Below are 24,734 nucleotides of genomic sequence, written 5' to 3' on the forward strand. Positions count from 1 at the left end.
TACACCTTCCAGGTCACCGCGACCAACTCCGCCGGCGAGTCCCCCAAGTCGGCGACGGTGAGCGCGAGCACCACCGGCGGCGGCACCCAGATCCCGGCCACCCCGACCGGTCTCGCGGCCGGCGCGCCGACGTCCACGAGTGTTCCCCTCTCGTGGAACGCGGTGCCCGGTGCGACCGGCTACAACCTGTACCAGAACGGCGCCAAGGTGCAGTCCGTGACCGGGACTTCCGCCACGGCAGGCGGGTTGACCCCGGCCACCGCGTACAGCTTCCAGGTCAGCGCCACCAACGCGGCCGGCGAGTCGGCCAAGTCCGGCGCGGTGACCGCGACCACCACCAACGGCGGTGGCGGCACGCTGCCCAAGCACGTACTCACCGGCTACTGGCAGAACTTCAACAACGGCGCCACCATCCAGACCATCGCCCAGGTGCCCGCCGAATACGACATCATCGCGGTCTCGTTCGCCGACGCCACCGGCCAACCGGGCGGCGTCTCGTTCACCCTCGACCCGGCGCTGAACTACTCCGAGGCGCAGTTCAAGGCCGACATCGCGGCCAAGAAGGCGGCCGGCAAGAAGGTGATCATCTCGGTCGGCGGGGAGAAGGGCAGCGTCTCGATCAACAGCGCGTCCGCCGCGAGCAACTTCGCCAACACGCTGTACACCCTGTTCCAGAACTACGGGTTCGACGGCGTCGACATCGACCTCGAGAACGGCATCAACTCCACCTACATGACGCAGGCGTTGCGCTCGCTCTCCGGCAAGGTCGGCCCGAGCCTGGTGATCACCATGGCGCCGCAGACCCTCGACATGCAGTCGACCGGAACCGAGTACTTCAAGACCGCGCTCGCGATCAAGGACATCCTCACCGTCGTCAACACCCAGTACTACAACAGCGGTGCGATGCTCGGCTGCGACGGCAAGGTCTACAGCCAGGGTTCGGTGGACTTCCTCACCGGTCTCGCCTGCATCCAACTCGAAGGCGGCCTGGCGCCCTCGCAGGTCGGCCTCGGCCTGCCCGCCTCACCGCGCGGCGCCGGTTCGGGCTACATCTCGCCGACCGTCGTCAACAACGCCCTGGACTGCCTGGCCAAGGGCACGGGTTGCGGCACGTTCAAGCCGAGCAAGACCTACCCGGGTCTGCGCGGCGCGATGACGTGGTCGACCAACTGGGACGCCCTGAACGGCAACCAGTTCTCCAACACCGTCGGCCCGCACCTCGACACGCTGCCGTAGCGCCACCGGGGCCTGTCCGGGCCCGCCGAGATCCACCGGGATCCGCCGGACAGGCCCCGCCCGGGCCGGACCACGCGACCGGCCCGGGCTCCCCGCACCGTCCCGTCCCGACCACGCGAGGAATCCCATGTCCGGATCCACCAGCGTCCGTCCCCCCACGCGAGCACGCGCCGGGCGGCTGCGCCCGCTCGTCGCCGCGACGAGCACCGCGTTCCTGACCGCCGCCATGCTCACCGTCGCCGGCGGCGGTGCGGCCGACGCCGCGGACACCGCCGGCACCGCCGAACTGGTCCAGAACGGCGGCTTCGAGTCCGGCCTGACCGGCTGGACCTGCAGCGCCGGCAGCGGCGCCGCGGTGACCACCCCGGTGCACGCGGGCACCGGAGCCCTCAAGGCCACTCCCGCGGGCGGCGACAACGCCCGCTGTTCGCAGACCGTCACCGTGCAGCCCTCCTCGGACTACGTGATCTCCGGTTGGATGCGCGGCAGTTACGTCTACCTCGGGGCGACCGGCACCGGCACCACCGACCCCGCCACGTGGACCGGCTCCGCACCGGACTGGACCCGCCTGACCACGAACTTCCGCACCGGGCCGAACACCACCTCGGTCACCCTCTACACGCACGGCTGGTACGGCACCGGCGCGTACTACGCCGACGACCTGTCCCTGGTCGGCCCCGGCGGCACCACCCAAATCCCGGCCGTCCCCACCGGATTGGCCGCCGGCGCGCCGACCACGACCACCGTGCCGCTGTCGTGGGCCGCGGTACCCGGCGCGACGAGCTACAAGGTCTACCGCGATGGGGTGTTGGCGCAGACCGTCACCGGCACGAGCACCACGGTGACCGGCCTGACCCAGGCCACGGCGTACAGCTTCCAGGTCAGCGCGGCCAACTCGGCGGGCGAGTCGGCCAAGTCGGCCCCCGTCACCGCGACCACCACCGGAGGAGGCACCCAGATTCCCGCCACCCCGACCGGCCTCGCGGCCGGCACGCCGACCACGACCACCGTGCCGCTGTCCTGGACCGCGGTGTCCGGCGCGAGCGGCTACAACGTCTACCGCGACGGGGTGCTGGCGCAGTCCGTGACCGGTGCCACCGCCACGGTGACCGGACTGACCGCCGCCACCGCGTACGGCTTCCAGGTCAGCGCGACCAACGCGGCCGGCGAATCGGCCAAGTCGGCGGTGCTCACCGTCACCACCGCGACCGACGGCGGCGGCGGCCAACTGCCCCCGCACGCCCTGATCGGCTACCTGCACGCGAGCTTCGCCAACGGCTCGGGCTACACCAAGATGGCGGACGTACCCGCGAGTTGGGACGTGATCAACCTGGCCTTCGGCGAGCCGACGTCGGTCACCTCCGGCGACATCCGGTTCAACCGCTGCCCGGTGACCGAATGCCCCGGCGTGGAGAGCGACGCCGACTTCAAGGCCGCCATCCGGGCCAAGCAGGCGGCCGGCAAGAAGGTACTGATCTCGATCGGCGGCCAGAACGGCCAGGTGCAACTGTCCACGACGGCCGCGCGGGACAAGTTCGTCCAGTCCGTCGGCGCGATCATCGACGAATACGGACTCGACGGCCTGGACATCGACTTCGAGGGCCACTCGTTGTCCCTGAACACCGGTGACACCGACTTCAAGAACCCGACCACCCCGGTGATCGTCAACCTGATCTCGGCGGTCAAGACGCTCAAGGCCAAGTACGGCAGCCGGTTCGTGCTCACCATGGCGCCGGAGACGTTCTTCGTGCAACTGGGCTACCAGTACTACGGAGCCGGGCAATGGGGCGGCCAGGACCCGCGCTGCGGCGCCTACCTGCCGGTGATCTACGCCCTGCGCGACGACCTGACCCTGCTGCACGTGCAGGACTACAACTCCGGCTCGATCATGGGCCTGGACAACCAGTACCACAGCATGGGCGGCGCCGACTTCCACATCGCGATGACGGACATGCTGCTCACCGGCTTCCCGGTCGCGGGCAAGACCGAGAACATGTTCCCGGCGCTGCGCCCGGAGCAGGTCGCGATCGGCATGCCGGCCTCGACCCAGGCGGGCAACGGCTGGGTGTCCACCACCGAGGTCAACAAGGCCCTGGACTGCCTGACCAAGGGCACCAATTGCGGGAGTTACCAGACGCACGGTGTCCGTCCGAACCTGCGGGGCCTGATGACCTGGTCGATCAACTGGGACCGGTTCAACAACCTCGAGTTCTCGCGCAACTTCGACACGTACTTCCGCAGGTAGGCATCGCCCGGGAAGCACCCCGGGCGGCCCTCCCCGATGCGACCCCCGCCGCCGGCACCCACGTGAGACCGGCGGCGGGCCGGTCCATGTTCGGCGACCCGCCGAATCCCGCTACGGGTGCAGCCAGTCGCCGTCCCGCAGGAGGGTGCGGCCCTTCAGTTCGTCGGCTTCGCGCCAGGCCTGGAGGAGTCGCGGACGCAGGTGGAAGTAGTGGTACGGGGCGGCGGCTTCGCGCGGGTCGAAGCCGCAGGCGGCGGCGAACGCGTCCGCCGTCCCGGCCGCCATGTCGGCGACCGCCACGGGTTCGGCGTCGGCCTCGATCATGATCACGTCACGGGTCGGCCCGATGCCGAGCCGGACCGTACCGCCCGCCAGCAGGTTGCGCGCGGTCGGGCTCGTGGAGACGGTCGCGATCAGGATCGTCTCCCCGTCCCAGCGGAACGACAGCGGCACCAGGTACGGCGTTCCGGTCTTCGCGTCGGCGGTGGCCACCCACGCGTCCATGTCGTGTTCGAGGCGGTGCAGGGTGTCCAGACGGCGCTGTTCGGCGCTGCGGGCGGGCGGTCGCGGCGTGGTCATGGTGCGGGTGCCTCCGAATTCCGTATGTTCGGTGCGTCGTGGTCGGACGGCACCCAGTCTCGCGGACGCGTCGGTCGCCGAAAACGGGGGGCCGATCTCCGGGGCGGGCGCCGGCGGGACCACGACGCCGCCGACCCGGTCCGCGCGACTCGCCGACCCTCAGTTGACGCGGTGGCCGAACTCGGCGGCCAGCGTGTCGAGTTCGGGGTTTCCGAACTCGGCCGTCAGGGCCTCGAAGGTGACCACCTTGTCGTCGCCGAAGCGGCGGATCCTGGCGGCGAACGTGTCCGGGCGCAGGAAGCGGGGCGGGTTCGACTTGCTGTGGAACTTGTCCGCGTACATCACCAGGCGCTCCTCGACCGACTCCGCGACGTAGTCGTCGACCGGGATCGGCAGTTGCTGGTTCACCACGTCGGCCCGGGTCACGCCGACCCCGGTGTGACAGGAGCAGAACCGGTGCAGCACCTCGGGCAGGCCCTCCTTGCGCAGGATCTCCGCGCCGAGCAGGCCGTGCCGTACGTAGTTGGCGCCGTCGAGTCGACCGGTGCCGTCGTAGAGCCGGTACACGCCGATGTCGTGCAACAGGCACCCGGCCCGCACCAGGTCGTGGTCCACGCCCGCGCCGGCGGGGCCGGCCAGGAGCTGCTCCGCGATGCGCCAGACGATTCCGCAGTGGGTGTGCACCTTCTCGAAGACCGCTCGGGTGGGTGCGTACGCCTGGTGCAACGCGGTGATCTCGGCGACCGTCGGAAGTTGTGCCATCAGGGGAGCCTAGCCGAGGGGGCGTCGGGTTCGTCCGCACGGGCGGCGGCTCCGCGTGGCGGCGACGCGGCGGACGCCAGGGCCCGGTCGGGGGCTCGGATCCGGGTCGGGAAGGTCCGGGACCGGGTGGTGTGCGGAGGTGAACGGGCCTGTGTCGAGCGTGAGTTCGATCTTCGGCGGCCCCGACGGGTATCCTCGTGGTCGCCTGATGTTCGCCCGGTCGATCCTGCGGGGGCATCCCGGGATCGGGCACCGTGGAGGGGCGACGGCCGGCGACGTGCGCGCGCACGCTCGGGCGAGTCCGTCCGCGACCGACGGCCATCCCAGCGAACCAGGACATGCGATGACCCCGACCACGCTCGCAGGGCCCGCTCCCGCCGGGCGCACCGACCACCACGCGTTCATCGCGATCGAGGGACCGCCCGGCGCGGGTGCCGCCGCGCTCGCGGACACGCTCGGCGCGGCACTGGGCTGCACCCCGATCGCCGGACGCGCCGAATCGATCCGCCTGGACACCCGCCCCGGACACGGCCTGGGCCTGGCCGGGCTGCTGCGGGCCGACGCGCTGGTCAAGCGCCGCCGGCCGAGCGGGCCGGTGATCGTACACACGTGGGCGGCCGGCGTCGCCGCCGACGGGGCGGCGATCTACCGGGCCGACGGAACGCGGCTCAGCGCCCAGGTCGCGGAGTATCGGGCGGTGTTGGAGGAGCCCACCGTCACGGTGCACCTGACCGCCTCGGCCCGCACCCTGCGCGACCGCCTCTCCGGCCAGCGTGTCCTGTCCGCCGACGACCGCGGCTGGCTCACCCGCCGAGGCGCCCTCGAACGTGTGGCCGAGGCCCACCTGACCCTGGCCCACGAGGCCGACCCCCGACACGCGATCGTGATCGACATCGACGGCCACGACGCCGGCGCGGTGGCCGACGTGGTCATCACCACCCTCCAGTCCCGAAACATCACCACCCCCAACGCGGCATAGCCACGGAAACACCCACACCGCGCCTCCGCGCCCGACGGAGCGCGGCGGAGGAGAATCACTTCGCCTCCTCCCCGATGAGCGCCCGGGTGCGGGCTCGCCCCGACACGGCCCGCCCGTTCGCCCTGACGACCCCGGCCGAGCCTCTGCGGCCGGGCCGGGTTCGTGGTTGTCGCGCGCAGTGGTCTCACCTGCGCCGCGCCCCGCCGCTGCCCGGCACCGGTGGGGTGTCGGGGTCACGTATCGTGACGGATATGGGTGTCGTGGGGCTTCGGGAGATGAAGCGGGCTCGGTTGGTGGGGGCGATTTCGGATACCGCCATCGGGCTGTTCGTGGCTCGGGGGTTCGACGCGGTGTCCGTTGCCGAGGTCGCGGCGGCCGTGGAGGTGTCCAAGCCGACCCTGTTCCGGTACTTCCCGACCAAGGAAGACCTCGTGCTGCATCGGTTCGCCGATCATCAGGACGAGGCCGGGCGGGTGGTGGCGGGGCGTCCGGGGGGTGTTTCTCCGCTGACGGCGCTGCGCCGGCACTTCGTGGCCGGGCTGGAGCGGTTCGATCCGGTGACCGGGCTCAGTGACGCGCCGGAGGTGTTGGCCTTTCATCGGCTCCTGTACGGGACGCCGAGTCTGGTGGCCCGGCTGCTCGCGTACACCGATCGCGCCGAACACGCGCTGGCCGACGCGCTCGGCGGGCCGGATCCGCTGGAGGCCCTGTTGGCGGCCGGGCAGATCGTCACCGTCCAGCGCATTCTGGCCCGGGAGAACTGGCGCCGGATCGCCGAGGGGGAGCGGGCGACGGCGTTGCTCCCGGAGGCCCGCACGGCGGCCGAGGGGGCGTTCGACCGACTGGCCGGCGGGCTGACCCGCCTCGCGAGCGTTACTGAGTAACATATTTAACCGAGTTGCATTATCCTGGGCGTATGACGTCCCTCGATGCCGAACTCGTCAGCGAGCGCTCCCACCACGAGACCTGCCGCGCCGTGATGGCCGCGATGGTCGAGGGCGCGGCCGAACACGTCGTCACCGGTGAGGACGTCTCGGCGTCCGGCGCCGACGCCGAGGCGCTGGGCTACACGCTGCGCAGCCGGGCCCGGGAGATGGCCGAACTGCCGGAGACGCCACTGTTCTTCGGCCGACTCGACTTCGCCGAGTCCGGGGCGGCCGGCGAGCATCGAGGCGGCCGGTACCACATCGGCCGGCGTCGCATCGGCATCGATCCGACCGTTCCGCCCCTGGTCGTCGACTGGCGCGCGCCGATTTCCCGGGCCTTCTACCGGGCGAGCGCCCGCGACCCGCAGGGCGTCGCGGTGCGTCGCCGCTTCGGCTGGGCGCCGCGCAGCGCCGGGGCCGCCGAGGACCTGACCAGCTTCGAGGACGAACACCTGGACACCCGCCCCGACCCGGGCGAACCCGATCCCGCGAGCGGCCCCGGCGCGATCCTGGCCGGCGAGATCAACCGGCCCCGCGTCGGTCCGATGCGCGACATCGTCGCCACCATCCAGCCCGAACAGGACGACCTGGTCCGCCGTGCCCTGACCGCGTCCATCTGCGTCCAGGGCGCACCCGGCACCGGCAAGACCGCCGTCGGCCTGCACCGCGCGGCCTTCCTCCTCTACACCCACCCCCGGCGCATCCAACGCGGCGGGCTGCTGATCGTGGGCCCCAACCGGGCCTTCCTGCACTACATCTCCGAGGTGCTGCCGGCCCTCGGCGAGACCGGCATCCGCCAGGCCACGATCGACGACGAGGTCGGCCGGCACCCGATCCGGGCCCGGGACGAACCGGCCGCCGAGGTGGTCAAGCACGACGCGCGCATGGCGACCGTGCTGCGCCGCGCGCTGTACGCCCGGGTCGGCGCGCCGACCGAGCCGGTGGTGATCCCGGACGGCTCCTACCGACGCCGCATCCCGCTGGACGAACTCGCCCGCATCGTCGAGCGGGTGCGCGCCGAGGACACCCCCTACGAGGTCGGCCGGGAGCGGGTCCGGGCTCGCGCGGTGCGGGTGCTGCAACTGCAGGCCGAGCGCAACTCCGGGCCGCCGACGGGGGAATGGCTGCGCCGGATGGGCCGGGCCAGGGGCCTCGCCGCGTTCGTCGACGGATCCTGGCCGAAGGCCGGCCCCGAGGAGGTGCTGGCCGAACTGCTGACCGACCCGGACGCCCTGGCGCGGGCCGCCGACGGTGTGCTGACCCCCGCCGAGCAGGCGGCCATCCACTGGACCAAGCCGCCGCGCTCGGCCAGGAGCGCCCGCTGGTCGGCCGCCGACCTGGTGCTGCTCGACGAGATCGCCGGACTGATCGAGCGGCCCGGTACCTACGGTCACGTCGTCGTCGACGAGGCCCAGGACCTGTCCCCGATGCAGTGCCGCGCCCTCGCCCGGCGGATCGGCTCCGGCTCGGTGACCGTGCTCGGCGACCTGGCCCAGGGCACCACCCCCTGGGCCGCCCGCACCTGGCCCGACCTGCTCGCCCACCTGGGTCGCCCCGACGCCGAGGTGGCCCCGCTGACCGTCGGCTTCCGCGTCCCGGCGGTGATCGTGGACCTGGCCAACCGACTCCTCGCGAGCCTGGACGTGGACGTACCGGCGGCCCGATCGTTGCGCCGGGACGGCGAGTTGACCATCCGTGAGGTCGCCGACCCGGAACCCGCCACGGTCGCGGCCGTACGCGCCGCACTCGCCCGCGAGGGCTCGATCGGGGTGATCGCCGCCGACACCGGGACCGAGCCGCTGCGCGCGGCCCTGACCGCCGCAGGCATCGCCACGACCACCGCCGACGCACCGGACCCGACCGGCGTCGTCCGGGTCACGGTCCTGCCCGCGACGCTGGCCAAGGGCCTGGAGTACGACCACGTCGTGGTGGTCGAGCCGGCCGCGATCGTGGCCGCCGAGGCCCGCGGCGCGGGGCGGCTGTACGTGGTGCTGACCCGGGCCGTCTCGCGACTGGACATCGTGCACGCCCAACCGCTGCCCCGGGTGCTGCGGGCCGCCCTGGAGTGACGCACGGTGGTCGCGCGCCCGCCACCCGTTCGCGGTAGCCGGGCAGGCGGCGGGCGGGCGGCCAACCTAACGTGTGGGAGGGAACCGTCCCCGGACACGGCCGGTGATCGACCCGGGAGGCCACGATGTCGGGCGCGACGCACGAGGTGCCGGTGATGATCGCCGGCGACGCGATCGGACACGTCGGCGGTGGCGCCCGGACCTGGCGATATCGGCTCTGGCGGCACCTGCGCGCCCACGATGTGCGGCTCGACCTGGTCGGCTCCGACGACCCCCTCGACGACATCCGGGCCGAGGTGGCCGAGTATCGGCCGGACTACCTGCTGGTCCTGCTCGGCGTCGACGAACTGCGCCGGCCGCCGGTCGATCCGGGTCGCTTCGAGGCCGACCTGCGGGCCTCCATCGCCGACGCCCGCCGCGCCAATCCGAACCTGCGGATCGTGCTCGGCCACGTCCTGCCCACACATCACGCGGGCCCCGACCCGGAGTTCGCGGCCCGCGCGGCCGGCTACAACACCCGCATCGACGCGATCGCCGCCGACCTGGACACCGCCGACTCGCCGATCGTGGTGGCCGGTACCGACGCCGAGTTCGACGCGGGCGACCACACCGCCGACGGCCTGCACCCCAACCCGGCGGGCGAGGTCCGCATCGCGGCGGCCTTCGCCGACGCCCTCGCCGACCGGTTCCACCTGGGCGCCCACTACCCGCGCCCCCTCCCCAGAGCGGCCGGCGGCGCCACGGGCCCGCACCCCCACCGCGACCGGGCCGACCTCGACCCCGAGTAGCCCCCTCGACGGGCCGCCCACGACCGCCCGCGCCGCGACCCCCGACCGGCTCAGCGGCACTGCGCCGGTCGGGGGATCAATCGTGCCGAAGCCGTGTCGCCGCGCCGCCGTGACGGGTTCGCTGCCCAGCCTTCGCTGGGTGAGCGAGTACACGACCGCCGTCGGCCCCCCGCTCCCGAGCCGGGTGCGACACGATCCGCGCCGGCCCGATCGGGGTGCTCCGGCGATCCCGGCCCGGTTCGTGTCCCGCGCGCTGCCCCTGCTGCTCGCGGGGTGCGCCGGCGCGCTCTACGCGGCGCACGGGGTACGCCGTCAGCACCGCCTGGAGACCACCGGATTCGACCTGGGCATCTTCGAGCAGGTGGTGCGGTCCTACGCGCACGGCCGCGCCCCGGTGGCCGACCTCAAGGGAGCCGGATACAACGTGTTCGGCGACCACTTCCACCCGATCCTGGCCCTGCTCGCGCCGGTGTACCGGATGTTCCCCGCCGCCGAGACGCTGCTGGTCGCGCAGGCCCTGCTGGTCGGGCTGTCCGTACTGCCGGTGACCCGGACGGCGGTGCGGCGCTGCGGAGTCGCCGGCGGCACCGCGCTGGGCGTGGCGTACGCCCTGTCGTGGGGCCTGCAGAGCCTGCTCCGCTTCGACTTCCACGAGGTCGCCTTCGCGGTGCCGCTGCTCGCCTTCGCGCTCGCGGCGCTGGTCGAGGGGCGTCTGCGGGCGGCGGTGGTGTGGTCGGTGCCGCTGGTCCTGGTCAAGGAGGATCTCGGCGTGACGGTCGCGGTGATCGGCCTGCTGGTCGCCCGCCGCGCCGCGCACGCCCCCGAGCCGGACCGGGCGGCCGTGCGGTACGGGTTCGCCCTGGCCGTGTTCGGACTGGTCGTCGCGGCGCTCGTGGTGGGTGTGGTGCTGCCGGCCGCGAACCCGGACGGCGGTTATCCGTACTGGGATTCGTTCACCGGCGGGCCGCCGGACACTCCGGGGCCGGGTGCCCGGGTCGAGCGGCAACTGCACACGGTATGGCTGCTGTTGCTCGTCACGGGCGGCGCGGCGGTGCGCTCGCCGGTGGCGCTGGTCGCGCTGCCGACGCTGGGTTGGCGGTTCCTGTCGGATGTACCGCCGCACTGGGGCACGCACTTCCACTACAGCGCGACGCTGATGCCGGTGCTGTTCCTCGCGCTGATCGACGCCCGGCCGCGGTTGCGCACCGCGCGCCGGCGGGTCGTCCGGGGCTATGCCCGGGTGCTGCCGGTGGGTTGCCTGCTCGTGGCGGTGCTGCTGGTCCGCGACTTCCCGTTCCGGGATCTGGCGCGTGCCGATTTCTGGCGCACCGATCCGCGTTACGCGGCGGCGCGGCACATGGTCGACCTGGTACCCGAGGGCGTGCCGGTGTCGGCGACCAACCATCTGGCGCCGCAGTTGACTTCGCGGAACGTGGTGTCGCTGCTCCCGGATCCGCGGATCCGTCCCCGATGGGTGTTCGCGGACACCTGGGCGGGCGGGTTCCCGGTGTCCGTGGCGGAACAGAACGCCTATCTTGGCCGGTTGCGCGCCGCCGGATGCGGACAGGTGGGCGAGGAACTGGGTTTCGTGGTGCTGCGCTGCGATCCACCGGGGCCGGCGCCGGCGGCCGGCACCGGGGGCGTACGCGCCTACAGGGCGGGCACGAGGGTGAAGTAGCGGTCGAGTACGGCCCGGTCGCCGGTCGTGGTCAGGCGGTCCGCCGGGATGCGCTGCCACAGGAACAACATCAGGTCCGACGCGGTGCCGGCCGGTTCGACGTCGGCGGTGCCCGGCGCGTCGAGGCGGACCACGTCGCCGTCGAAGCGCACGGACCACGCCTCCGGCCCGTCGGTGCGCCGGAAGCGCAGGTGTTCCCCGGCGCCCGGCGCGGCCTCTCCCCGCTCCCGTCGGGCCGGCGCCATCACCTCGAAGTTCTGCCGGATCGCGTCGACGGCCAACTCGGCCGCGATCGGCGCGGCGGGGCCGAGGCTGTTCTCGGCGTCCCAGCGGTGTACCGCCGCCTCGATGGTCTGCATGCGCACCCAGAAGTCGACGGTCCGCTCCTCGGACCAGGTCCAGACCGCGGTCTCGCCGGGGGTGTTCGCGAACGCCGCGGCCAACGCGCCCGCGCCGTCGGCGAACCAGTCGACCAGGCCCACCGGCAGCGGCCCCGGGGTGGGCGCCTTGCCGGGGATCGGCCAGCCGTCGCGCTCGTCGGGCAGGTGGTACACCGACGCGTCGGCGTGATCCGGGATCGCGGTGAGCCGGCCCGCCACCACCGCCGTCACGAGGCGGTGCACGGCGCCGAGGTGGCCGACCAGGTCGGTGACGGTCCACTCCGGACAGGACGGTACGAACGGGGCCTCGTCCGCGTCGAGAGCGCGACGCGCGGCAACCTCGAAGGCCCGGACCTCGTGTCGAAAGTGCGCGAGATGGTCCATGCCGCCATTATCGGTCGACCCGCGCACGGCCGGTGGGTTTCACCCGTTCCCGACCGACACACCGCACCCGCACCACAGGGCGCGTTGCGCCGTACGGGTGTCCGGTCTCGCGGGGGATCGGGTTGTTGGCGACGCTGGTGGTGGGCGTGGTCGGTGGTCGTTCGCGCGTCGCCGGAAGAAGTTCGGGGGGTCGTGTGTTGGCGCGGTGGCGGATCGGGAAACGGCCCGGTTCGGGGCCGCGTCCACCAACCCGTCCCGTCACCCCCGATCACCTCGAGGAGCAGCCATGAAGCAGGACAAGCACCCCGCCTACGGTCCGGTGGTCTTTCGGGACCGCTCCGCCGGATACGCCTTCCTGACCAAGTCCACCGCGGTCAGCGAGCAGACCATCGAGTGGGACGACGGCAACACCTATCCGGTCGTCGACGTGGAGATCTCCTCCAAGAGCCATCCCTTCTACACCGGCAACGCCCGCCCGGTGGACCCCGAGGGCGAGATCGCCAAGTTCGAGCGGCGTTACGGCGATCGGCACGCCGGTGGCGACGGCGGGAGCGGCACCGGGTGACCCGTTCCGGATGAGATTCGGCCGGGATTCCGCGCCGACCGAGGGGGGTTCGCGCGTCCGGCGTACCGACTGCCGCTCACCGCAGGTGAGTTGGTCGGCCGCGTCGGGATCGCGCGACCCCGGGGTTGGTCCTTGTTCGTGGCAACGAAACGGCAAGATCACCAATAGGCTTACCGTCAACGGGAACCCCTCATTCCTCTCCCGACGGACGGAGACCCTCATGACTGACGACGCGCGCGCGACCGACGAGCCCTCGGTCGACGGTGCGGACGGACCGGACGACGGCTGGCGGCCGGTCGGCATCGACATCTCGACGCCCAGCATCGCCCGGGTCTACGACGCGGTGCTCGGCGGCAAGGACAACTATCCGGTCGACCGCGCGATCGCCGAGGCGTCGCTGGCGATCGTCGCGGAGATCGGCGACGTCGCCCGATACAACCGGGCGATACTCGGGCGGGCCGTGCGGTTCATGGCCGAACAGGGCATCCGCCAGTTCCTCGACCTCGGGTCCGGCCTGCCGACCGTGCAGAACACCCACCAGGTGGCCCAGGCGCACTCGCCCGAGGCCCGCGTGGTCTACGTGGACAAGGACCCGATCGTGCTGGCGCACGGCCGGGCCCTGCTCGCCGAGAACGAGAACACCACGGTGGTCACCGCCGACCTGCGCGAGCCGGCCGAGATCCTGAACCACCCGGACGTGCGCGCGCTGATCGACTTCGACCAGCCGGTCGGCCTGATGCTGGTCGGCGTGGTGCACCACCTCAACGACGACGAGGGCCCGGAGCGGATCGTCGAGGAGTACAAGGCGGCGCTCCCGGCCGGCAGCTTCCTGTTCCTCACCCACTTCTGCGCCTCCAGCCCGGACGCGGTGGCGCTGGAGAAGGCACTGCTCACCGACCTGGGGTCGGGCCGGTTCCGCACCCTGGAGGAGATCACCGCCTATTTCGACGGCTTCGAGTCGGTCGATCCGGGCGTGGTCTTCCTGCCGCAGTGGCGTCCCGAGGAGCCGGTCCAGGAGCCGCTGACGGTCGGTCAGCGACTGATGGCCGGCGGCATCGCCCGCAAGGTGACGGCCTGATCCGGCGGCACGCCCACGTCGCGGCGCGCGTACGTCAGCGTGCCGCGACGAGTTGTTCCTCGGCGCGGGCGATGATCTCCTGGAGATACAGCCCGCGACGCACATCGCACACGTGTTCGCCGCCGTCGCGGACCAGGGCCGCGAACTCGGCCCGCAGCACGGCGAAGGCGGATGCCCCGATCGCCTCGCGCAGGTCGAGCGCGACGGCCTCGGCCGAGCCGAACACCTCCAGGTCGTACCGGTGGCCGCCGCTCGCGGTGCAACACAGCACCAGCTGGGACACCGCGCCGCCAGCGTGCCGCAGCTGCAGCGCGGTCCAGCCGGCACCGGGCGACTCGGCGCGCACGTCCACGATCTCGCCGAGCGCCACGCTCGTCAGGTCGAAGGCGTGCGGACCCACGTCGAGAATCGCCCCGCGGGCCTGCCGCCACGGCGAGGCCGCGAACGGGCCGTCGAGGAACGCGTCCGTGACGCAGGCGAGTCGGCTACCCCGCCAGGGGGTCTCGACGCTCTCCAGATGGGCCAGGAACTCCCGGACGCGCGGCGCGTAGCGGGCGCTCAGCGTCACCATCGAGCCGACCCCCGCCTCGCCGATCACGTCGGCCAGCCGGCGGGCGGTGTCGAGGTCGGCCGCGATCGGCTTCTCCAGGAGCACCGCCTTGCCCGCCCGGGCGGCCCGCTCGGCCAACGCGGGCTGCGCCTCGGGCGCGACCGCGAAGACCACCGCCTCGCACCGGTCCAACAACTCGTCGAACTCCGCGCACGCCGCGGCGCCGTGCGCCCGGGCCAGGGCCTCGGCCGCCTCGGGCCGGCGCGCCCACACCGCGGCGAGCCGGGTCTCCGGACCGGCCGCGAACACCGGCGCGTGTACCGAACTCGCCCACGGTCCGGCCCCGACCAGTCCCACCGCGACCTGCTCGACCATCGTCATCGCCTCCGATACGCACCCTGCCCACCCCGCCGGGCGAGCGTACCGGCGCGCGGCACGCCTCGCCGCGACCGGCGCGGCGACGGCGGGGTCGGCCGGGGCCGGATCCGGCCCGGCCGGTCAGGCGTTCGAGCGGGTCACGCCGAACATGTAGCAGCCGTAGCCGATGTTGCGGCTGTGGATCAGGACCACCTCGGGGTCGGCGAACATCTCGGCCAGGACCGGTTCCGGCGCGTCGGCGTCGTACACGCGCGTGGCCGGGTGGATCCGGCCGCGCCGGTCGTAGGCGCGGAAGACCTGGGCGCGGGAGCGCCACTGGGTCGGATAGCCGGTGTCGGCCGGGCCGGCACAGGGCGCGGCGTGTGCGAAGACGGCGCCGATCTCGCGGTACGGGCTTGCCGGCAGCGGGGGTTCGTAGCCGAACAGGATCAACGCCTCGTCCGGCTCGGCCTCGCGCAGGCAACAGCGCAGCGGTTCGCCGCCCTTGGCGACGTGGGTCTCGATCGCATGGCCCGAGACGTCGAGCCCGGCGGCGCGCACGTCGGCGAGGAGGTCGGCGGGAATCGGCTGTACGACGAAGGTCGGCGCGGGGCTCGTGGTGGTGGTCATGCCCCAAGCCTGCGCCGCCGGCACCACCGATGCCGGCGGCATTCGGACACCGCGTTCTCGGCCGGCGGCGGCTTTACGGGCGTCGGCGGTCGCGGAAGCGGGCCAGGCCGTTCGCGACGCCCTCCGTCGGCACCGTGACCGCGAACCAGGACGCCTCGACCGCCAGGCCCTCGTCGATCGGCAGGCCGATGCCCCGGGTGACCGCGGCCAGGCACGCGTGTACCGCGCTCGCCGAGTGGCGGATGATCCGCTCGGCCAGCGCATTCGCCTCGGCGAGCAGGTCGGCGGCCGGCACCACCCGGTTGACCAGGCCGAGTTCGGCGGCACGGGCCGCGTCGATCGGGTCGCCGGTGAGGATCATCTCCAGGCCGCGCTTGCGGCCGATGTGTCGGGGCAGCCGTTGCGAACCGCCGAACGGCGGCGGGAAACCGAGGCCGATCTCCGGCTTGGCGAAGGTGGCGTGTGCCGCCGCCAGGGCCAGCGGCGCGGCCTCGGTGACCTCGCAACCACCGCCGTAGGCGAGACCGTTGACCGCCGCGATGATCGGCTTGGGGAACTCCTCGATGCGCCGGGTCAGCCCCTGGCCCCGGCGGACGATCTCGCGCAGCGCACGATCCACGCCGCCGGCGATGCTGCCCGCGAGGTCGGTGATGTCGGCACCGGCGCTGAACGCCCGCTCGCCGGCGCCGGTCAGGACGACGGCCTGCTGCGTGTCGTCGGCCTCCACCGCGTCCAGCGCGGCGGTGAGCGCGTCGATGGTGGCGTAGTCGAGCGCGTTGAGCTTGTCCGGGCGGTCGATGGTCAACGTGGTGATCGCGCCGTCGCGGGCCACGCGCAGGGTCGGTTCGATGACGGTGGCGCTCACGGGCGGGGTGCTCCGATCGGGTTGGGTACGGGGATCACGCCGTGGTCCACCAGGTGTCGGGCCAGCGGCGTGGCCAGGCGGATCGCCTCCTCGACGCCGGCCGCGCCGAGCCGGGTGACCGGGTCGGCGGCGAGGCGGTCGGTGGCGTGTTCGAGGTCGCGGCGCAGCGTGCCGCCGCTTCGGGTGAGTCGGGAGTCGCGGTCGAGCAGGCCCTTGGCGACCAGACGCCGCCGGGCCGCCTCCCATTGCGTGTCGGTCCAGCCCCGGGTGCTCCGCAGCAGCTCGTGCGGGACGTTGCCGGTGGCGGCGTGGGTCAGGCCGGCTTCGAGGCCGGTGAGGCCGGCGTGCGCGACCGCGATCACGTGGCCGTCGCCGCGGTGTTCGCGCAGTACGGTGCTCGCCAGCCACAACCGGCCGAGCACGCCGTCGGGACGCGGTACGCCCGACCACGCGGCGGCCAGCGCCCGGCCCTCGTGGCCGCAGCCCTCGACGGCGGTCTCCAGGAGTTCGGTCAGCTGTTCCAGGTGCCGCGCGCCCACCGGCGGCAACACCCGGGACAGCGCCGTCTCCACCGCGCCGAGCCGGGTGTCCAGCACCTTCTCGGGCGTGGTGTACGCCCACGCGTCGGGCAGCGCGCGGGCCACGCGGGCGGGCGCGAAGGCGAAGCACAGCGCGCTCGCCTCGGGGGCGCGGACCGGGCCGAGCGGGGCCAGGCGGCCCGCGAAGTAGCCCATCCACCAGCCGATCAGGCCGAGCGCGCGGGCCGCCTCGGCCGGTTCGGGCGCGAAGTAGGCGACCGCGTGCACGGGTTCGATCGCCTCCCAGAACCGCCGGGCGAGGGTGGGGGTGGGGGACAACGGCGGGGCCTTTCGTCGAATGCCGGGACCGGGTCACGGGTCGGCGGGCAGGGGTCGGCGGGCACGGGTCGGGCGACCGACGGGCCGCCCCCGTGTCGACCAGCGTGCCCGTTGTCGCCCGGCCCGGACAGTGCCAATCTGACCGAATGGACCAGGATCCCGAATGGTGGGTGCGGATCGCCCTCGACGACTGGCGCTCCCGTACCGGACCTCGCCACCGGCGGATCACCGAGGCGCTGGCCGAGGCGATCGAGCGCGGCGTCGCCGGGACCGGCGCCCGGTTGCCCGCCGAACGCCCGCTCGCGGACGCCCTCGGGGTCGGCCGCGGCACCGTGGTGCGCGCCTACGAGACGCTGGTCGAGGCCGGCCTGGTGTCCCGCCGCCAGGGCGCCGGCACCTTCGTCGAGCGCCGGCCCGGATGGAGCCGGCCCGCCGTCGCCGCGCCGGTCCGCCGCCTGGTCGCCGACGACGAGGTGGTGGACCTGTCCCGGTCCGTACCGGCCGGGACCGGCCACCTGCCGCCGGTGGACGACACCATCGCGCTGTCCGGCCGGGACGGCCACGGGCGGCATCCCGGCGGCCTGCCCGAGCTGCGCGAGGCCCTGGCCGCGCACCTGAGCGCACACCTGGGCCTGCCGACCACCGCCGAACAGGTGATCGTGACCGCCGGCGCCCGGCACGCGCTGTCCCTGGTGATCGCGGCGCTGGTCTCGCCCGGCCGCCCCGTACTCACCGGCTGCCCGACCACACCCGGCCTCGCGGCCTCCGTCACCGCCGCCGGGGGCCGCCCGATCGGCATCGGTGTGGATCCCCTCGGCCTGGACGTATCCGCCGTCGACCGAGCCGCCGCCCGCCTGCACGCACCGCTGATCCTGGTCGCCTCCCCCGCCCACGACCCGACCGGCGCCCCGCTGTCCGCCCCGCGCCGCCGAGCCCTGCTCGCGGTGGCCCGCACCGCGAACGCGATCCTGCTCGAAAACCTCTCCGAAGCCGCGCTGGACCTTCCCGCCCCTCCCGACGGCCTCCCCACCCCTCCCGACAGCCTCCGCACACTCCCCGACGACCGCCTCGCCCCCCTCGCCGCCGCCGATGACGCGGTGATCGCCCTGGGGTCGATGTCGAAGATGTTCTGGGCCGGGTTGGGGGTCGGGTGGCTTCGGGTGCCGGACGCGCTTCGGGGTTACCTCGCGCAGACCGCCCAGGCCGCCGCCGTGGCGCCGAGTGTGCCCGCGCAGGTGTTGTCCGCCCGGCTCCTGCGCGCCGCCGATGCCCGCTGGCGGGAGGGGCTGCGCCAAACCCTGGCCGAGCGCCGCGACCTGCTGCTCGGGCTGGTGGCCGAGCAGCTGCCCGCCTGGCGGGTGACCGCGCCGCGCGCCGGCCTGTCGATGTGGGCCGAGTTGCCGGTCGCCGACAGCACGACCTTCGTACACCTGGCCGCGCGCTACGGCGTCCTGGTCGCGCCCGGCGCCGCCGCGTGTGTGGACGGCCGCCATCACCACGGCGTACGGCTGTCCTTCGCCGAGTCGGCCGACACCCTGGAAACCGGCGTCGACCGGCTGACCGCCGCCTGGGAGGAACACACCCGCCGACTGGCGGCCGGCCGCTGACCGAAGGGGTGGTTGCCCCCGTCCGCGCCTGGGCAGCGACAAGGACATGACCTCCACCACGACCTCCGCCGCCACGTCCGCAATGCCCTACACGCGGCTCGGGCGGACCGGCCTGACCGTCGGCCGGCTGGCCCTCGGCACGATGAACTTCGGTCCGGCCACCGACGAACGCGACAGCGGCCGGATCATGGACGCCGCACTCGACGCCGGCATCAACCTCTTCGACACCGCCGACGTGTACGGCCGCGACCAGGTCGCCGGCACCGGCGCCCGCGGCGCGACCGAGGAGATAGTGGGCCGCTGGTTGGCCCGGGGCGACCACCGCGACCGGGTCGTGCTGGCCACGAAGGTCTACGGCTCGTGGGGCGAGTGGCCCAACTCCGGCGGCCTGAACGCCCGGCACATCCGCCGCGCCTGCGAGGACAGCCTGCGCCGGCTGGGCACCGACCACATCGACCTCTACCAGATGCACCACATCGACCGCCGGGTGCCGTGGGAGGAGTTGTGGCAGGCGATGGACCTGCTGGTCGCCCAGGGCAAGGTGCTCTACGTCGGCTCGTCCAACTTCGCCGGCTGGCACCTCGCGCAGGCCCAGGAGGCCGCCGCCCGGCGCCCCACGCTCGGCCTGGTCAGCGAGCAGTGCCTGTACAACCTGGCCCAGCGCGCCGCCGAGGCCGAGGTGTTGCCGGCCGCGCGGGCGTACGGGATCGGCGTCCTGCCGTGGTCGCCGCTCCAGGGCGGCCTGCTCGGCGGCGTCCTGGCCGCGGAGCGCGAGGGCGACCGGCACCGCCGCGGCGCCGGCCGGGTCACCGCGCAACTGGCCGAACGACGCGACCAGGTGCGGGCGTACGAGGATCTGTGCGCCGGGATCGGCGTCCCGCCGGGCGACGTCGCCCTGGCCTGGCTGCTCACCCGCCCCGAGGTGACCGCGCCCATCGTCGGCCCCCGTACGCTCGGCCAGCTGGAGTCGGCGCTGCGCGCCCTGCGGGTCGAACTGGACGCCGACACACTGGCCGAACTGGACCGGATCTTCCCCGGCCCCGGGCCCTCGCCGGAGTCTTTCGCCTGGTAGGAGGCCGATAAGAGGGTGCTGCCGGACCCGATCGAGATGATGTGACGCAGGTCACAGAGCCTCTCGAAATATCCGGGGACTTCCTGTCCGTTTAACCGAGCGGATCGACAATCGGGGAATCACTCCCCGCTTACCCGTCGGGCAACGGCAGACAAGGGAAGGAGCCGGATCATGGGCAGCACGGTCACCCACCGCGTCACCCTCATCGACGTCGTCGAGGATCGGGGTCCGAAGCTTCGTGCCGATGCCCGACGCAATCGCGAGCGGATCATCGCCGCGGCCCGCGAGATGTACGTCGAACACGGCGCCGAGGTGCCGTTCGACGAGGTCGCGCGGCGCGCGGGCGTCGGCAACGCGACCCTGTACCGCCACTTCGCCGACCGCGGCGAACTCGCCCACCGGGTGATCCTCTCCGTCCTGGAGCGCATCACCGAGCACGGCGAGCGCGCCGCGGCCGAGGAGTCGCGGGCCTTCACGGCCCTGCGACGCTTCGCGCACGCCGCGACGGAGGAGCGGATCGGGGCACTGTGCACGCTGATGTCCGACATCGTGGACAAGGCGCACCCCGAGCTGATCGCGGCCCGGAACCGCATGGAGGTCCTGGTCGAGTCGCTGATGGCACGGTCCCGCGCCGAGGGCCTGCTGCGCGCCGACATCGGCTCGGGCGACCTGCTGGTCGCGATCACCCAGCTCACCCGACCGCTGCCCGGGATGGGCGGCTGCGTGGCCAACGACCGGTTCGCGCACCGGCACCTCGACGTGCTGCTCGACGGCCTGCGCGTACCGGACCCCACTCCGCTCCCCGGCGCCGTCGTGTCGATCCGCGACCTCGAAAACCTGAAGAAGGAGGGCGAGGCCCGGCCGACCCGGTCCTGACGTGCCCCTGCCTCGTGCGCGCGTACCGGTAGCGACGGTCGCGTGACCACATACCGACAACGCACGCAACGCACGTACCGACAACGAACGCCGCACCTGCCGCTCGCCTCCTCCGCGCGAGCGAGGGCGCGCACCGTCCTTCCGCGACGCCCACCGTCGCGTCACACCCCCCAAGAGTGAGTACTTCCATGTCTCAAACCGCTCCGGCCATGTCCGCCGCCCCCGATTCCAGGCGCTGGAAAGCGCTCATCTTCATCGCCATCGCCCAGTTGATGGTCGTCCTCGACGGCACCATCGTGAACATCGCGCTGCCGTCCGCCCAGACCGATCTGGGCATCTCCGACGGCAACAAGCAATGGGTGATCACCGCCTACGCCCTCGCCTTCGGCGGCCTGCTGCTGTTCGGCGGCCGGATCGCCGACCTGTGGGGTCGGCGCCGTACCTTCATCGTCGGCCTGATCGGCTTCGCCGCGGCCTCCGCGCTGGGCGGCATAGCACAGAGCAGCGGTCTGCTCCTCGGCGCCCGCGCGCTCCAGGGCGTCTTCGGCGCACTGCTCGCCCCGTCCGCACTGTCCCTGCTCGCGGTGATGTTCACCGACGCCAAGGAACGTGCCAAGGCGTTCGGCATCTTCGGCGCGATCGCCGGCGGCGGTGGCGCGGTCGGCCTGATCCTGGGCGGCGTGCTCACCGAGTACATGAACTGGCGCTGGACGTTCTTCGTCAACATCCCGTTCGCCGTGATCGCCGCGACCGGTGCGGTCCTGGTCATCCGCGAGCCCGAGGGCGCCCGCAACCGTTCGCCGCTGGACATCCCCGGCGTGCTGCTGTCCTCGCTCGGACTGGGCACCCTGGTGTACGCCTTCACCCGCGCCGAGAGCCACGGCTGGAGCGCGGGCAGCACGATCGGCCTGTTCGTCGCCGCCGCGGTGCTGCTCCTGGCGTTCGTCGCGGTGGAGGCGCGGGTCAAGGCCCCGCTGCTGCCGCTGCGGGTGGTCGCCGAGCGCAACCGGGCCGGCATCTACCTCTCGCTCGGCCTCGCGATCATCGCGATGTTCGGCATGTTCCTGTTCCTCACCTACTACCTCCAGATCGTCAAGGGCTTCTCGCCGGTCAAGACCGGCCTGGCGTTCCTGCCGATGATCGCGGGCATGATCACCGGCTCCACCCAGATCGGCGCACGGCTGATGACCCGGGTGCCGGCCCGACTGCTGATGGGTCCGGGCTTCCTGACCGCGGGCGTCGGCATGCTGATGCTGACCCAGATCGAGGTCGGCAGCTCCTATGCCGGGCTGATCCTGCCCGCGCAGATCCTGCTCGGCCTGGGCATGGGTACCGCGTTCATGCCGGCGATGAGCCTGGCCACCTACGGTGTGCAGCCTCGGGACGCGGGCGTCGCCTCGGCGATGGTCAACACCTCGCAGCAGGTCGGCGGCGCGATCGGTACGGCGCTGCTGAACACCATCGCCGCGAGCGCGACCACGTCCTACGTGGCCTCGCACGCGGTCGGCTCCGGCGGCCTGGACCAGCTGAAGATGCAGGCCATGGTGCACGGCTACGCCACCGCGATCTGGTGGGCGGTCGGGATCCTGGCGCTGGCCTCGACGATCGCGTTCACGTTCATCACCGTCGGGCACGGCGACAGCAAGCCGGTCGCCTCGGGCGGCAAGGACGGGGAAGCGGACTCGGACGAACTCGCGGTGCCGGTGCTGGTGCACTGACCCCGCGCGGTACGTGAGCCGCGGTACGTAAAGCAGGGCCCCACCGCCGAATCGGCGGTGGGGCCCTCGTCGTTCGTGCGGGGCGCGCCCTATCGGGTCGGGCGTTCGTCGCGCGGCGGCGGCGGTGGACCGGCCGGGCCGACCGGGTGGACCGCGTCGTCGAGCGGGAGCGGCAGGCCGGCGCAGATCGTGGTGGTCGGACGGAGGCCGCGGACGAGATAGTCGGCGATCCGGGCGTCGACGCAGGCGTTGCCGTCGTCGAAGGCGATGTGGTCGCCCGCGTCCCGGACGAAGACCATCGGCTGGTGCGCCGTCGCGGCGACGGCGAGGGCGCCCTCGGCGGGGGTGGCCGGGTCGAGCTGATTTTGTACCAGGAGCATCCTCGGGAGCTTGGCCGGGTCCGGGACGGCCGGGTGTGCGGTCGTGAACGGATAGGCGGCGCAGGGTTGTTCGGTGGCGAGCGAGCCGACGAGCGGATAGCGCGCGGCGAGGCGGTCGCCCTTGTCCACCCAGTGGGCGGGATCGCCGGCCCAACGGGCGTCGCCGCACCGGATCGCCCAGTGCGCCCCGCTCTCCGGTACGCCGACCGGCACCCTCGGTGCGGCCAACAGGGCCGGCGCCCGCGTCGGATCGTCCCGCAACTCCCGCAACCGCTCGGCCCATTGCGGCCAACCGGCCGCGTCGTACAGGACGTTCGCCTGCATCGTGTCGAAGGCGGTGCCGCGCTCGTGTCCGGCCACGGCGGCCCGCAACTCGTCGTACGCGGCGCGCGCCGCCTCGACGTCGCCGCCGAATCCGTACCGGTCGTCGTGGCGCGCGAGCCAGGGCAGGAACTGTACGTCGAAGCGCCGTTGCAGGCCGCGCGCCCACGCGTCGACGAAGACCTCCTCGGGGTCGGCCGACCAGTCCATCGTCGAGTCCAGCACGAACCGGTCCACGCGGGAGCGGAATCGGTCCGCGTACCACGCGCCGAGCAAGGTGCCGTAGGAGAAGCCGAGATAGTCGATCCGACGCTCGCCGAGCACGGCCCGGATCAGGTCCAGGTCCCGCGCGGTCTGGTCGGTGGTCACGTACGGTGCGAACGCCGCGCCCGCGCAGGCCAGTCCGACCAGGCGCGCGTCGGCGAGTTGGCGTGCGGTGTTGGCCGGCGAGCGGTCGCGGGTGTCGGCGACGGGCTCGTACCGGGACCAGTCGACGCCGCAGTCCACACTCGTCGAGGGCGCGACGCCGCGGGGCGCGAAGCCGATGATGTCGTGGGTCCGGAGCAGCTCCGGCTGCGCCTCGGCGACGCGGCCGGCCAGGGCGGAGCCGTCGGTGCCGGGGCCGCCGGGGTTGACGAGGAGCACGCCGCGCCGGGCGGGGCCACCGGTGGCGGGCACGCGGGTGACCCGGAGGGTGATGGTGCCCTTGGCGCGGTCGTACCAGTCGAGCGGGGCGCGCAGGTCGGCGCAGTAGGTCACGGGCTGTGCGGGCGAGGCGGGGCCGCCCGGTCGGTTCGGGTTCGGGTCGTTCGGCTCGGCGGCGCGGTACCACTCGCAGACCTGCCACCGGGGGCGCTGCGCCCCGAGGACCCCGTACGGATTCACCGGCTCGGCACCGCCGTCCGCCTGCGCGTTGGTCCCCACGAGCATGCCGGCGACCCCGGCGAGCAACACCGCCCCGGTCACGACGAGGCGCACGCCCGGAAGCGGCCCCCGGCGACGCCCGGGGCGCACCGCCGACGGCACGACCGACGAGGGACGGATCGGGCGCATGGGGCTCCAGGTGGGCGGGGCGCGGCGGCGTCGGGGGCAGGCGGATGGGACGAGTGTGGACCGGACGGGGCGGGCGGGATACGGCGGGGTACGGCGGAGCGGACGCGGGCGACGTCACGGCCCCGCCGAATGGCGGCGTATCACCCGACTGTGTGGTGTCGAATCCCACGAAGCAAGCCGGAGCAGGGCCGGCCGGCGGTCCACATCACCCACGTGGGTGACCCCGGCGGGCGGGCCCGCGCGTCAACGGATCACGCGGATCACCGGCATCGGCGGACGCCGGTCGCCCACCCACTCGACGAGCAACCGGCGGGACACCGCACGAGCCCGTGCCCACGCCGGGTCGTCCGCCAGGGCCGCCACAGCCCACCGGGCGGGGTCGCCTTCGTCGGTCAGGCCCGTGAACAGGGCATCGAGCGCGCGCAGTTCGGCCACCGCGTCCGCGTCCAGGCGCCCGGCCGCCGCGAGTTGCGGAACGAGGCGGTAGGCGTCGTCGAAGCCCAAAGCGAGTTCGTCCGGCGGCACGCCGTACCGATCCGACCACGCACACTGCTCGGCGGGATCGGCGGCGAGGGCGGTCAGGGCCTCGACCAACAGCCGCCACAGGAAGGCGATATCGGGATCGGACACCAACCCATCCTCGCACCGCCCCGAGAACCCACCCGCCACCCGCCCCCGCCCACCGGCGGCAGGCCGGCGGCGACCGATCGCCGTCGGTGGGCCGAGGGTGGCGTCCGGTCGGGGCCGGGACGCGGTCGACCGCCTTTCGGGCGCGGACC

General features: G+C 73.3%; 22 protein-coding genes. 13 read left to right on the forward strand and 9 right to left on the reverse strand.

The features are described from left to right. Together EMA17_RS53275 and EMA17_RS12595 are read left to right on the forward strand one after the other, a co-directional pair. The coding region (locus EMA17_RS53275) for a chitinase (protein WP_246126618.1) at positions 1-1,236 on the forward strand (1,236 nt) is incomplete at its 5' end. A gap of 127 nt (positions 1,237-1,363) precedes the next feature. Continuing rightward, positions 1,364-3,481, forward strand: a complete 2,118-nt coding sequence (locus tag EMA17_RS12595; protein ID WP_126637020.1) for a fibronectin type III domain-containing protein — start codon at positions 1,364-1,366, stop codon at positions 3,479-3,481. A 111-nt stretch (positions 3,482-3,592) separates the two neighbouring features. On the opposite strand, the gene EMA17_RS12600 is transcribed toward EMA17_RS12595, so the two are convergent. After that, positions 3,593-4,060, reverse strand: coding sequence for a pyridoxamine 5'-phosphate oxidase family protein (locus EMA17_RS12600; RefSeq protein WP_126637021.1), 468 nt, complete (start codon positions 4,058-4,060; stop codon positions 3,593-3,595). 159 nt (positions 4,061-4,219) lie between these two features. Further along, a complete protein-coding gene (locus EMA17_RS12605; protein ID WP_126637022.1) occupies positions 4,220-4,822 on the reverse strand; it encodes an HDIG domain-containing metalloprotein in 603 nt (200 codons plus the stop codon). Between the two features lie 343 nt (positions 4,823-5,165). Between EMA17_RS12605 and EMA17_RS12610 the strand changes: the two genes are divergently transcribed. The 5 genes from EMA17_RS12610 to EMA17_RS12625 all read left to right on the forward strand — a co-directional run bounded on the left by EMA17_RS12610 (position 5,166) and on the right by EMA17_RS12625 (position 11,262). Further along, positions 5,166-5,801: a hypothetical protein gene (locus EMA17_RS12610; protein ID WP_126637023.1), complete on the forward strand. Its 636-nt coding sequence runs from the start codon at positions 5,166-5,168 to the stop codon at positions 5,799-5,801. A 251-nt stretch (positions 5,802-6,052) separates the two neighbouring features. After that, positions 6,053-6,685 (forward strand): TetR family transcriptional regulator, encoded by a 633-nt coding sequence (locus tag EMA17_RS12615; RefSeq protein WP_126637024.1) that lies wholly within the window; start codon positions 6,053-6,055, stop codon positions 6,683-6,685. Positions 6,686-6,717: 32 nt separating this feature from the next. Next, the gene (locus tag EMA17_RS12620) at positions 6,718-8,796 is read left to right on the forward strand and encodes a HelD family protein (protein ID WP_126637025.1); all 2,079 of its coding nucleotides are present in this window, start codon (positions 6,718-6,720) and stop codon (positions 8,794-8,796) included. A gap of 125 nt (positions 8,797-8,921) precedes the next feature. Next, positions 8,922-9,584, forward strand: coding sequence for an SGNH/GDSL hydrolase family protein (locus EMA17_RS51715; protein WP_160161387.1), 663 nt, complete (start codon positions 8,922-8,924; stop codon positions 9,582-9,584). A gap of 139 nt (positions 9,585-9,723) precedes the next feature. Further along, positions 9,724-11,262 (forward strand): DUF2079 domain-containing protein, encoded by a 1,539-nt coding sequence (locus EMA17_RS12625; protein WP_160161388.1) that lies wholly within the window; start codon positions 9,724-9,726, stop codon positions 11,260-11,262. Here the strand turns inward: EMA17_RS12625 and EMA17_RS12630 are convergent. After that, positions 11,235-12,026, reverse strand: coding sequence for a maleylpyruvate isomerase family mycothiol-dependent enzyme (locus tag EMA17_RS12630; RefSeq protein WP_126637027.1), 792 nt, complete (start codon positions 12,024-12,026; stop codon positions 11,235-11,237). The two genes, EMA17_RS12625 and EMA17_RS12630, sit on opposite strands and share 28 nt — an antisense overlap. Before the next feature lie 286 nt (positions 12,027-12,312). Here EMA17_RS12630 and EMA17_RS12635 point away from each other — a divergent pair, with 286 nt between their 5' ends. Together EMA17_RS12635 and EMA17_RS12640 are read left to right on the forward strand one after the other, a co-directional pair. Further along, positions 12,313-12,591, forward strand: a complete 279-nt coding sequence (locus tag EMA17_RS12635; RefSeq protein ID WP_126637028.1) for a type B 50S ribosomal protein L31 — start codon at positions 12,313-12,315, stop codon at positions 12,589-12,591. A gap of 220 nt (positions 12,592-12,811) precedes the next feature. Next, positions 12,812-13,669 carry an SAM-dependent methyltransferase gene (locus EMA17_RS12640; protein ID WP_126637029.1) on the forward strand — a complete coding sequence of 286 codons (858 nt, stop codon included), beginning with the start codon at positions 12,812-12,814 and terminating at the stop codon, positions 13,667-13,669. A 34-nt stretch (positions 13,670-13,703) separates the two neighbouring features. Here the strand turns inward: EMA17_RS12640 and EMA17_RS12645 are convergent, their stop codons facing one another. From EMA17_RS12645 to EMA17_RS12660, 4 genes are all read right to left on the reverse strand, one after another. After that, positions 13,704-14,600: a Gfo/Idh/MocA family protein gene (locus EMA17_RS12645; protein WP_218042767.1), complete on the reverse strand. Its 897-nt coding sequence runs from the start codon at positions 14,598-14,600 to the stop codon at positions 13,704-13,706. A 117-nt stretch (positions 14,601-14,717) separates the two neighbouring features. Beyond that, the gene (locus EMA17_RS12650; protein ID WP_126637031.1) at positions 14,718-15,206 is read right to left on the reverse strand and encodes a DUF1203 domain-containing protein; all 489 of its coding nucleotides are present in this window, start codon (positions 15,204-15,206) and stop codon (positions 14,718-14,720) included. Between the two features lie 73 nt (positions 15,207-15,279). After that, positions 15,280-16,071: an enoyl-CoA hydratase-related protein gene (locus tag EMA17_RS12655; protein ID WP_246126619.1), complete on the reverse strand. Its 792-nt coding sequence runs from the start codon at positions 16,069-16,071 to the stop codon at positions 15,280-15,282. Then, positions 16,068-16,928 (reverse strand): SCO6745 family protein, encoded by an 861-nt coding sequence (locus EMA17_RS12660; protein WP_126637032.1) that lies wholly within the window; start codon positions 16,926-16,928, stop codon positions 16,068-16,070. The genes EMA17_RS12655 and EMA17_RS12660 overlap by 4 nt, the downstream gene beginning before the upstream one ends. A 146-nt stretch (positions 16,929-17,074) precedes the next feature. On the opposite strand from EMA17_RS12660, the gene EMA17_RS12665 reads away from it, so the two are divergent. The 4 genes from EMA17_RS12665 to EMA17_RS12680 all read left to right on the forward strand — a co-directional run bounded on the left by EMA17_RS12665 (position 17,075) and on the right by EMA17_RS12680 (position 22,201). Beyond that, on the forward strand, positions 17,075-18,535 hold the full coding sequence (locus tag EMA17_RS12665; RefSeq protein WP_126637033.1) for an aminotransferase-like domain-containing protein: 1,461 nt from the start codon (positions 17,075-17,077) through the stop codon (positions 18,533-18,535). An 82-nt stretch (positions 18,536-18,617) separates the two neighbouring features. Further along, positions 18,618-19,607 (forward strand): aldo/keto reductase, encoded by a 990-nt coding sequence (locus EMA17_RS12670; protein ID WP_126637199.1) that lies wholly within the window; start codon positions 18,618-18,620, stop codon positions 19,605-19,607. 171 nt (positions 19,608-19,778) lie between these two features. Next, positions 19,779-20,483, forward strand: coding sequence for a TetR/AcrR family transcriptional regulator (locus EMA17_RS12675; protein ID WP_126637034.1), 705 nt, complete (start codon positions 19,779-19,781; stop codon positions 20,481-20,483). Between the two features lie 188 nt (positions 20,484-20,671). Next, complete coding sequence (locus EMA17_RS12680; RefSeq protein WP_126637035.1) at positions 20,672-22,201, forward strand: MFS transporter; 1,530 nt, start codon at positions 20,672-20,674, stop codon at positions 22,199-22,201. Positions 22,202-22,290: 89 nt separating this feature from the next. Here EMA17_RS12680 and EMA17_RS12685 read toward each other — a convergent pair whose 3' ends face one another. Both EMA17_RS12685 and EMA17_RS12690 read right to left on the reverse strand, forming a co-directional pair. Then, on the reverse strand, positions 22,291-23,880 hold the full coding sequence (locus tag EMA17_RS12685; protein WP_160161389.1) for an alpha/beta fold hydrolase: 1,590 nt from the start codon (positions 23,878-23,880) through the stop codon (positions 22,291-22,293). Between the two features lie 318 nt (positions 23,881-24,198). Next, positions 24,199-24,585 carry a hypothetical protein gene (locus tag EMA17_RS12690; protein ID WP_126637037.1) on the reverse strand — a complete coding sequence of 129 codons (387 nt, stop codon included), beginning with the start codon at positions 24,583-24,585 and terminating at the stop codon, positions 24,199-24,201. Positions 24,586-24,734: the final 149 nt, after the last annotated feature.

The organism is Embleya hyalina (genome assembly GCF_003967355.1).
GTDB lineage: Bacteria > Actinomycetota > Actinomycetes > Streptomycetales > Streptomycetaceae > Embleya > Embleya hyalina.

Coding starts and splice junctions, on each gene's coding strand:
- EMA17_RS12670 (WP_126637199.1), top strand. CDS start 18,618: ATGCCCTACACGCGGCTCGGGCGGACCGGCCTGACCGTCGGCCGGCTG.
- EMA17_RS12600 (WP_126637021.1), bottom strand. CDS start 4,060: ATGACCACGCCGCGACCGCCCGCCCGCAGCGCCGAACAGCGCCGTCTG.
- EMA17_RS12665 (WP_126637033.1), top strand. CDS start 17,075: ATGGACCAGGATCCCGAATGGTGGGTGCGGATCGCCCTCGACGACTGG.
- EMA17_RS12640 (WP_126637029.1), top strand. CDS start 12,812: ATGACTGACGACGCGCGCGCGACCGACGAGCCCTCGGTCGACGGTGCG.
- EMA17_RS12615 (WP_126637024.1), top strand. CDS start 6,053: ATGGGTGTCGTGGGGCTTCGGGAGATGAAGCGGGCTCGGTTGGTGGGG.
- EMA17_RS12650 (WP_126637031.1), bottom strand. CDS start 15,206: ATGACCACCACCACGAGCCCCGCGCCGACCTTCGTCGTACAGCCGATT.
- EMA17_RS12595 (WP_126637020.1), top strand. CDS start 1,364: ATGTCCGGATCCACCAGCGTCCGTCCCCCCACGCGAGCACGCGCCGGG.
- EMA17_RS51715 (WP_160161387.1), top strand. CDS start 8,922: ATGTCGGGCGCGACGCACGAGGTGCCGGTGATGATCGCCGGCGACGCG.
- EMA17_RS12605 (WP_126637022.1), bottom strand. CDS start 4,822: ATGGCACAACTTCCGACGGTCGCCGAGATCACCGCGTTGCACCAGGCG.
- EMA17_RS12680 (WP_126637035.1), top strand. CDS start 20,672: ATGTCTCAAACCGCTCCGGCCATGTCCGCCGCCCCCGATTCCAGGCGC.
- EMA17_RS12610 (WP_126637023.1), top strand. CDS start 5,166: ATGACCCCGACCACGCTCGCAGGGCCCGCTCCCGCCGGGCGCACCGAC.
- EMA17_RS12675 (WP_126637034.1), top strand. CDS start 19,779: ATGGGCAGCACGGTCACCCACCGCGTCACCCTCATCGACGTCGTCGAG.
- EMA17_RS12645 (WP_218042767.1), bottom strand. CDS start 14,600: ATGACGATGGTCGAGCAGGTCGCGGTGGGACTGGTCGGGGCCGGACCG.
- EMA17_RS12635 (WP_126637028.1), top strand. CDS start 12,313: ATGAAGCAGGACAAGCACCCCGCCTACGGTCCGGTGGTCTTTCGGGAC.
- EMA17_RS12630 (WP_126637027.1), bottom strand. CDS start 12,026: ATGGACCATCTCGCGCACTTTCGACACGAGGTCCGGGCCTTCGAGGTT.
- EMA17_RS12620 (WP_126637025.1), top strand. CDS start 6,718: ATGACGTCCCTCGATGCCGAACTCGTCAGCGAGCGCTCCCACCACGAG.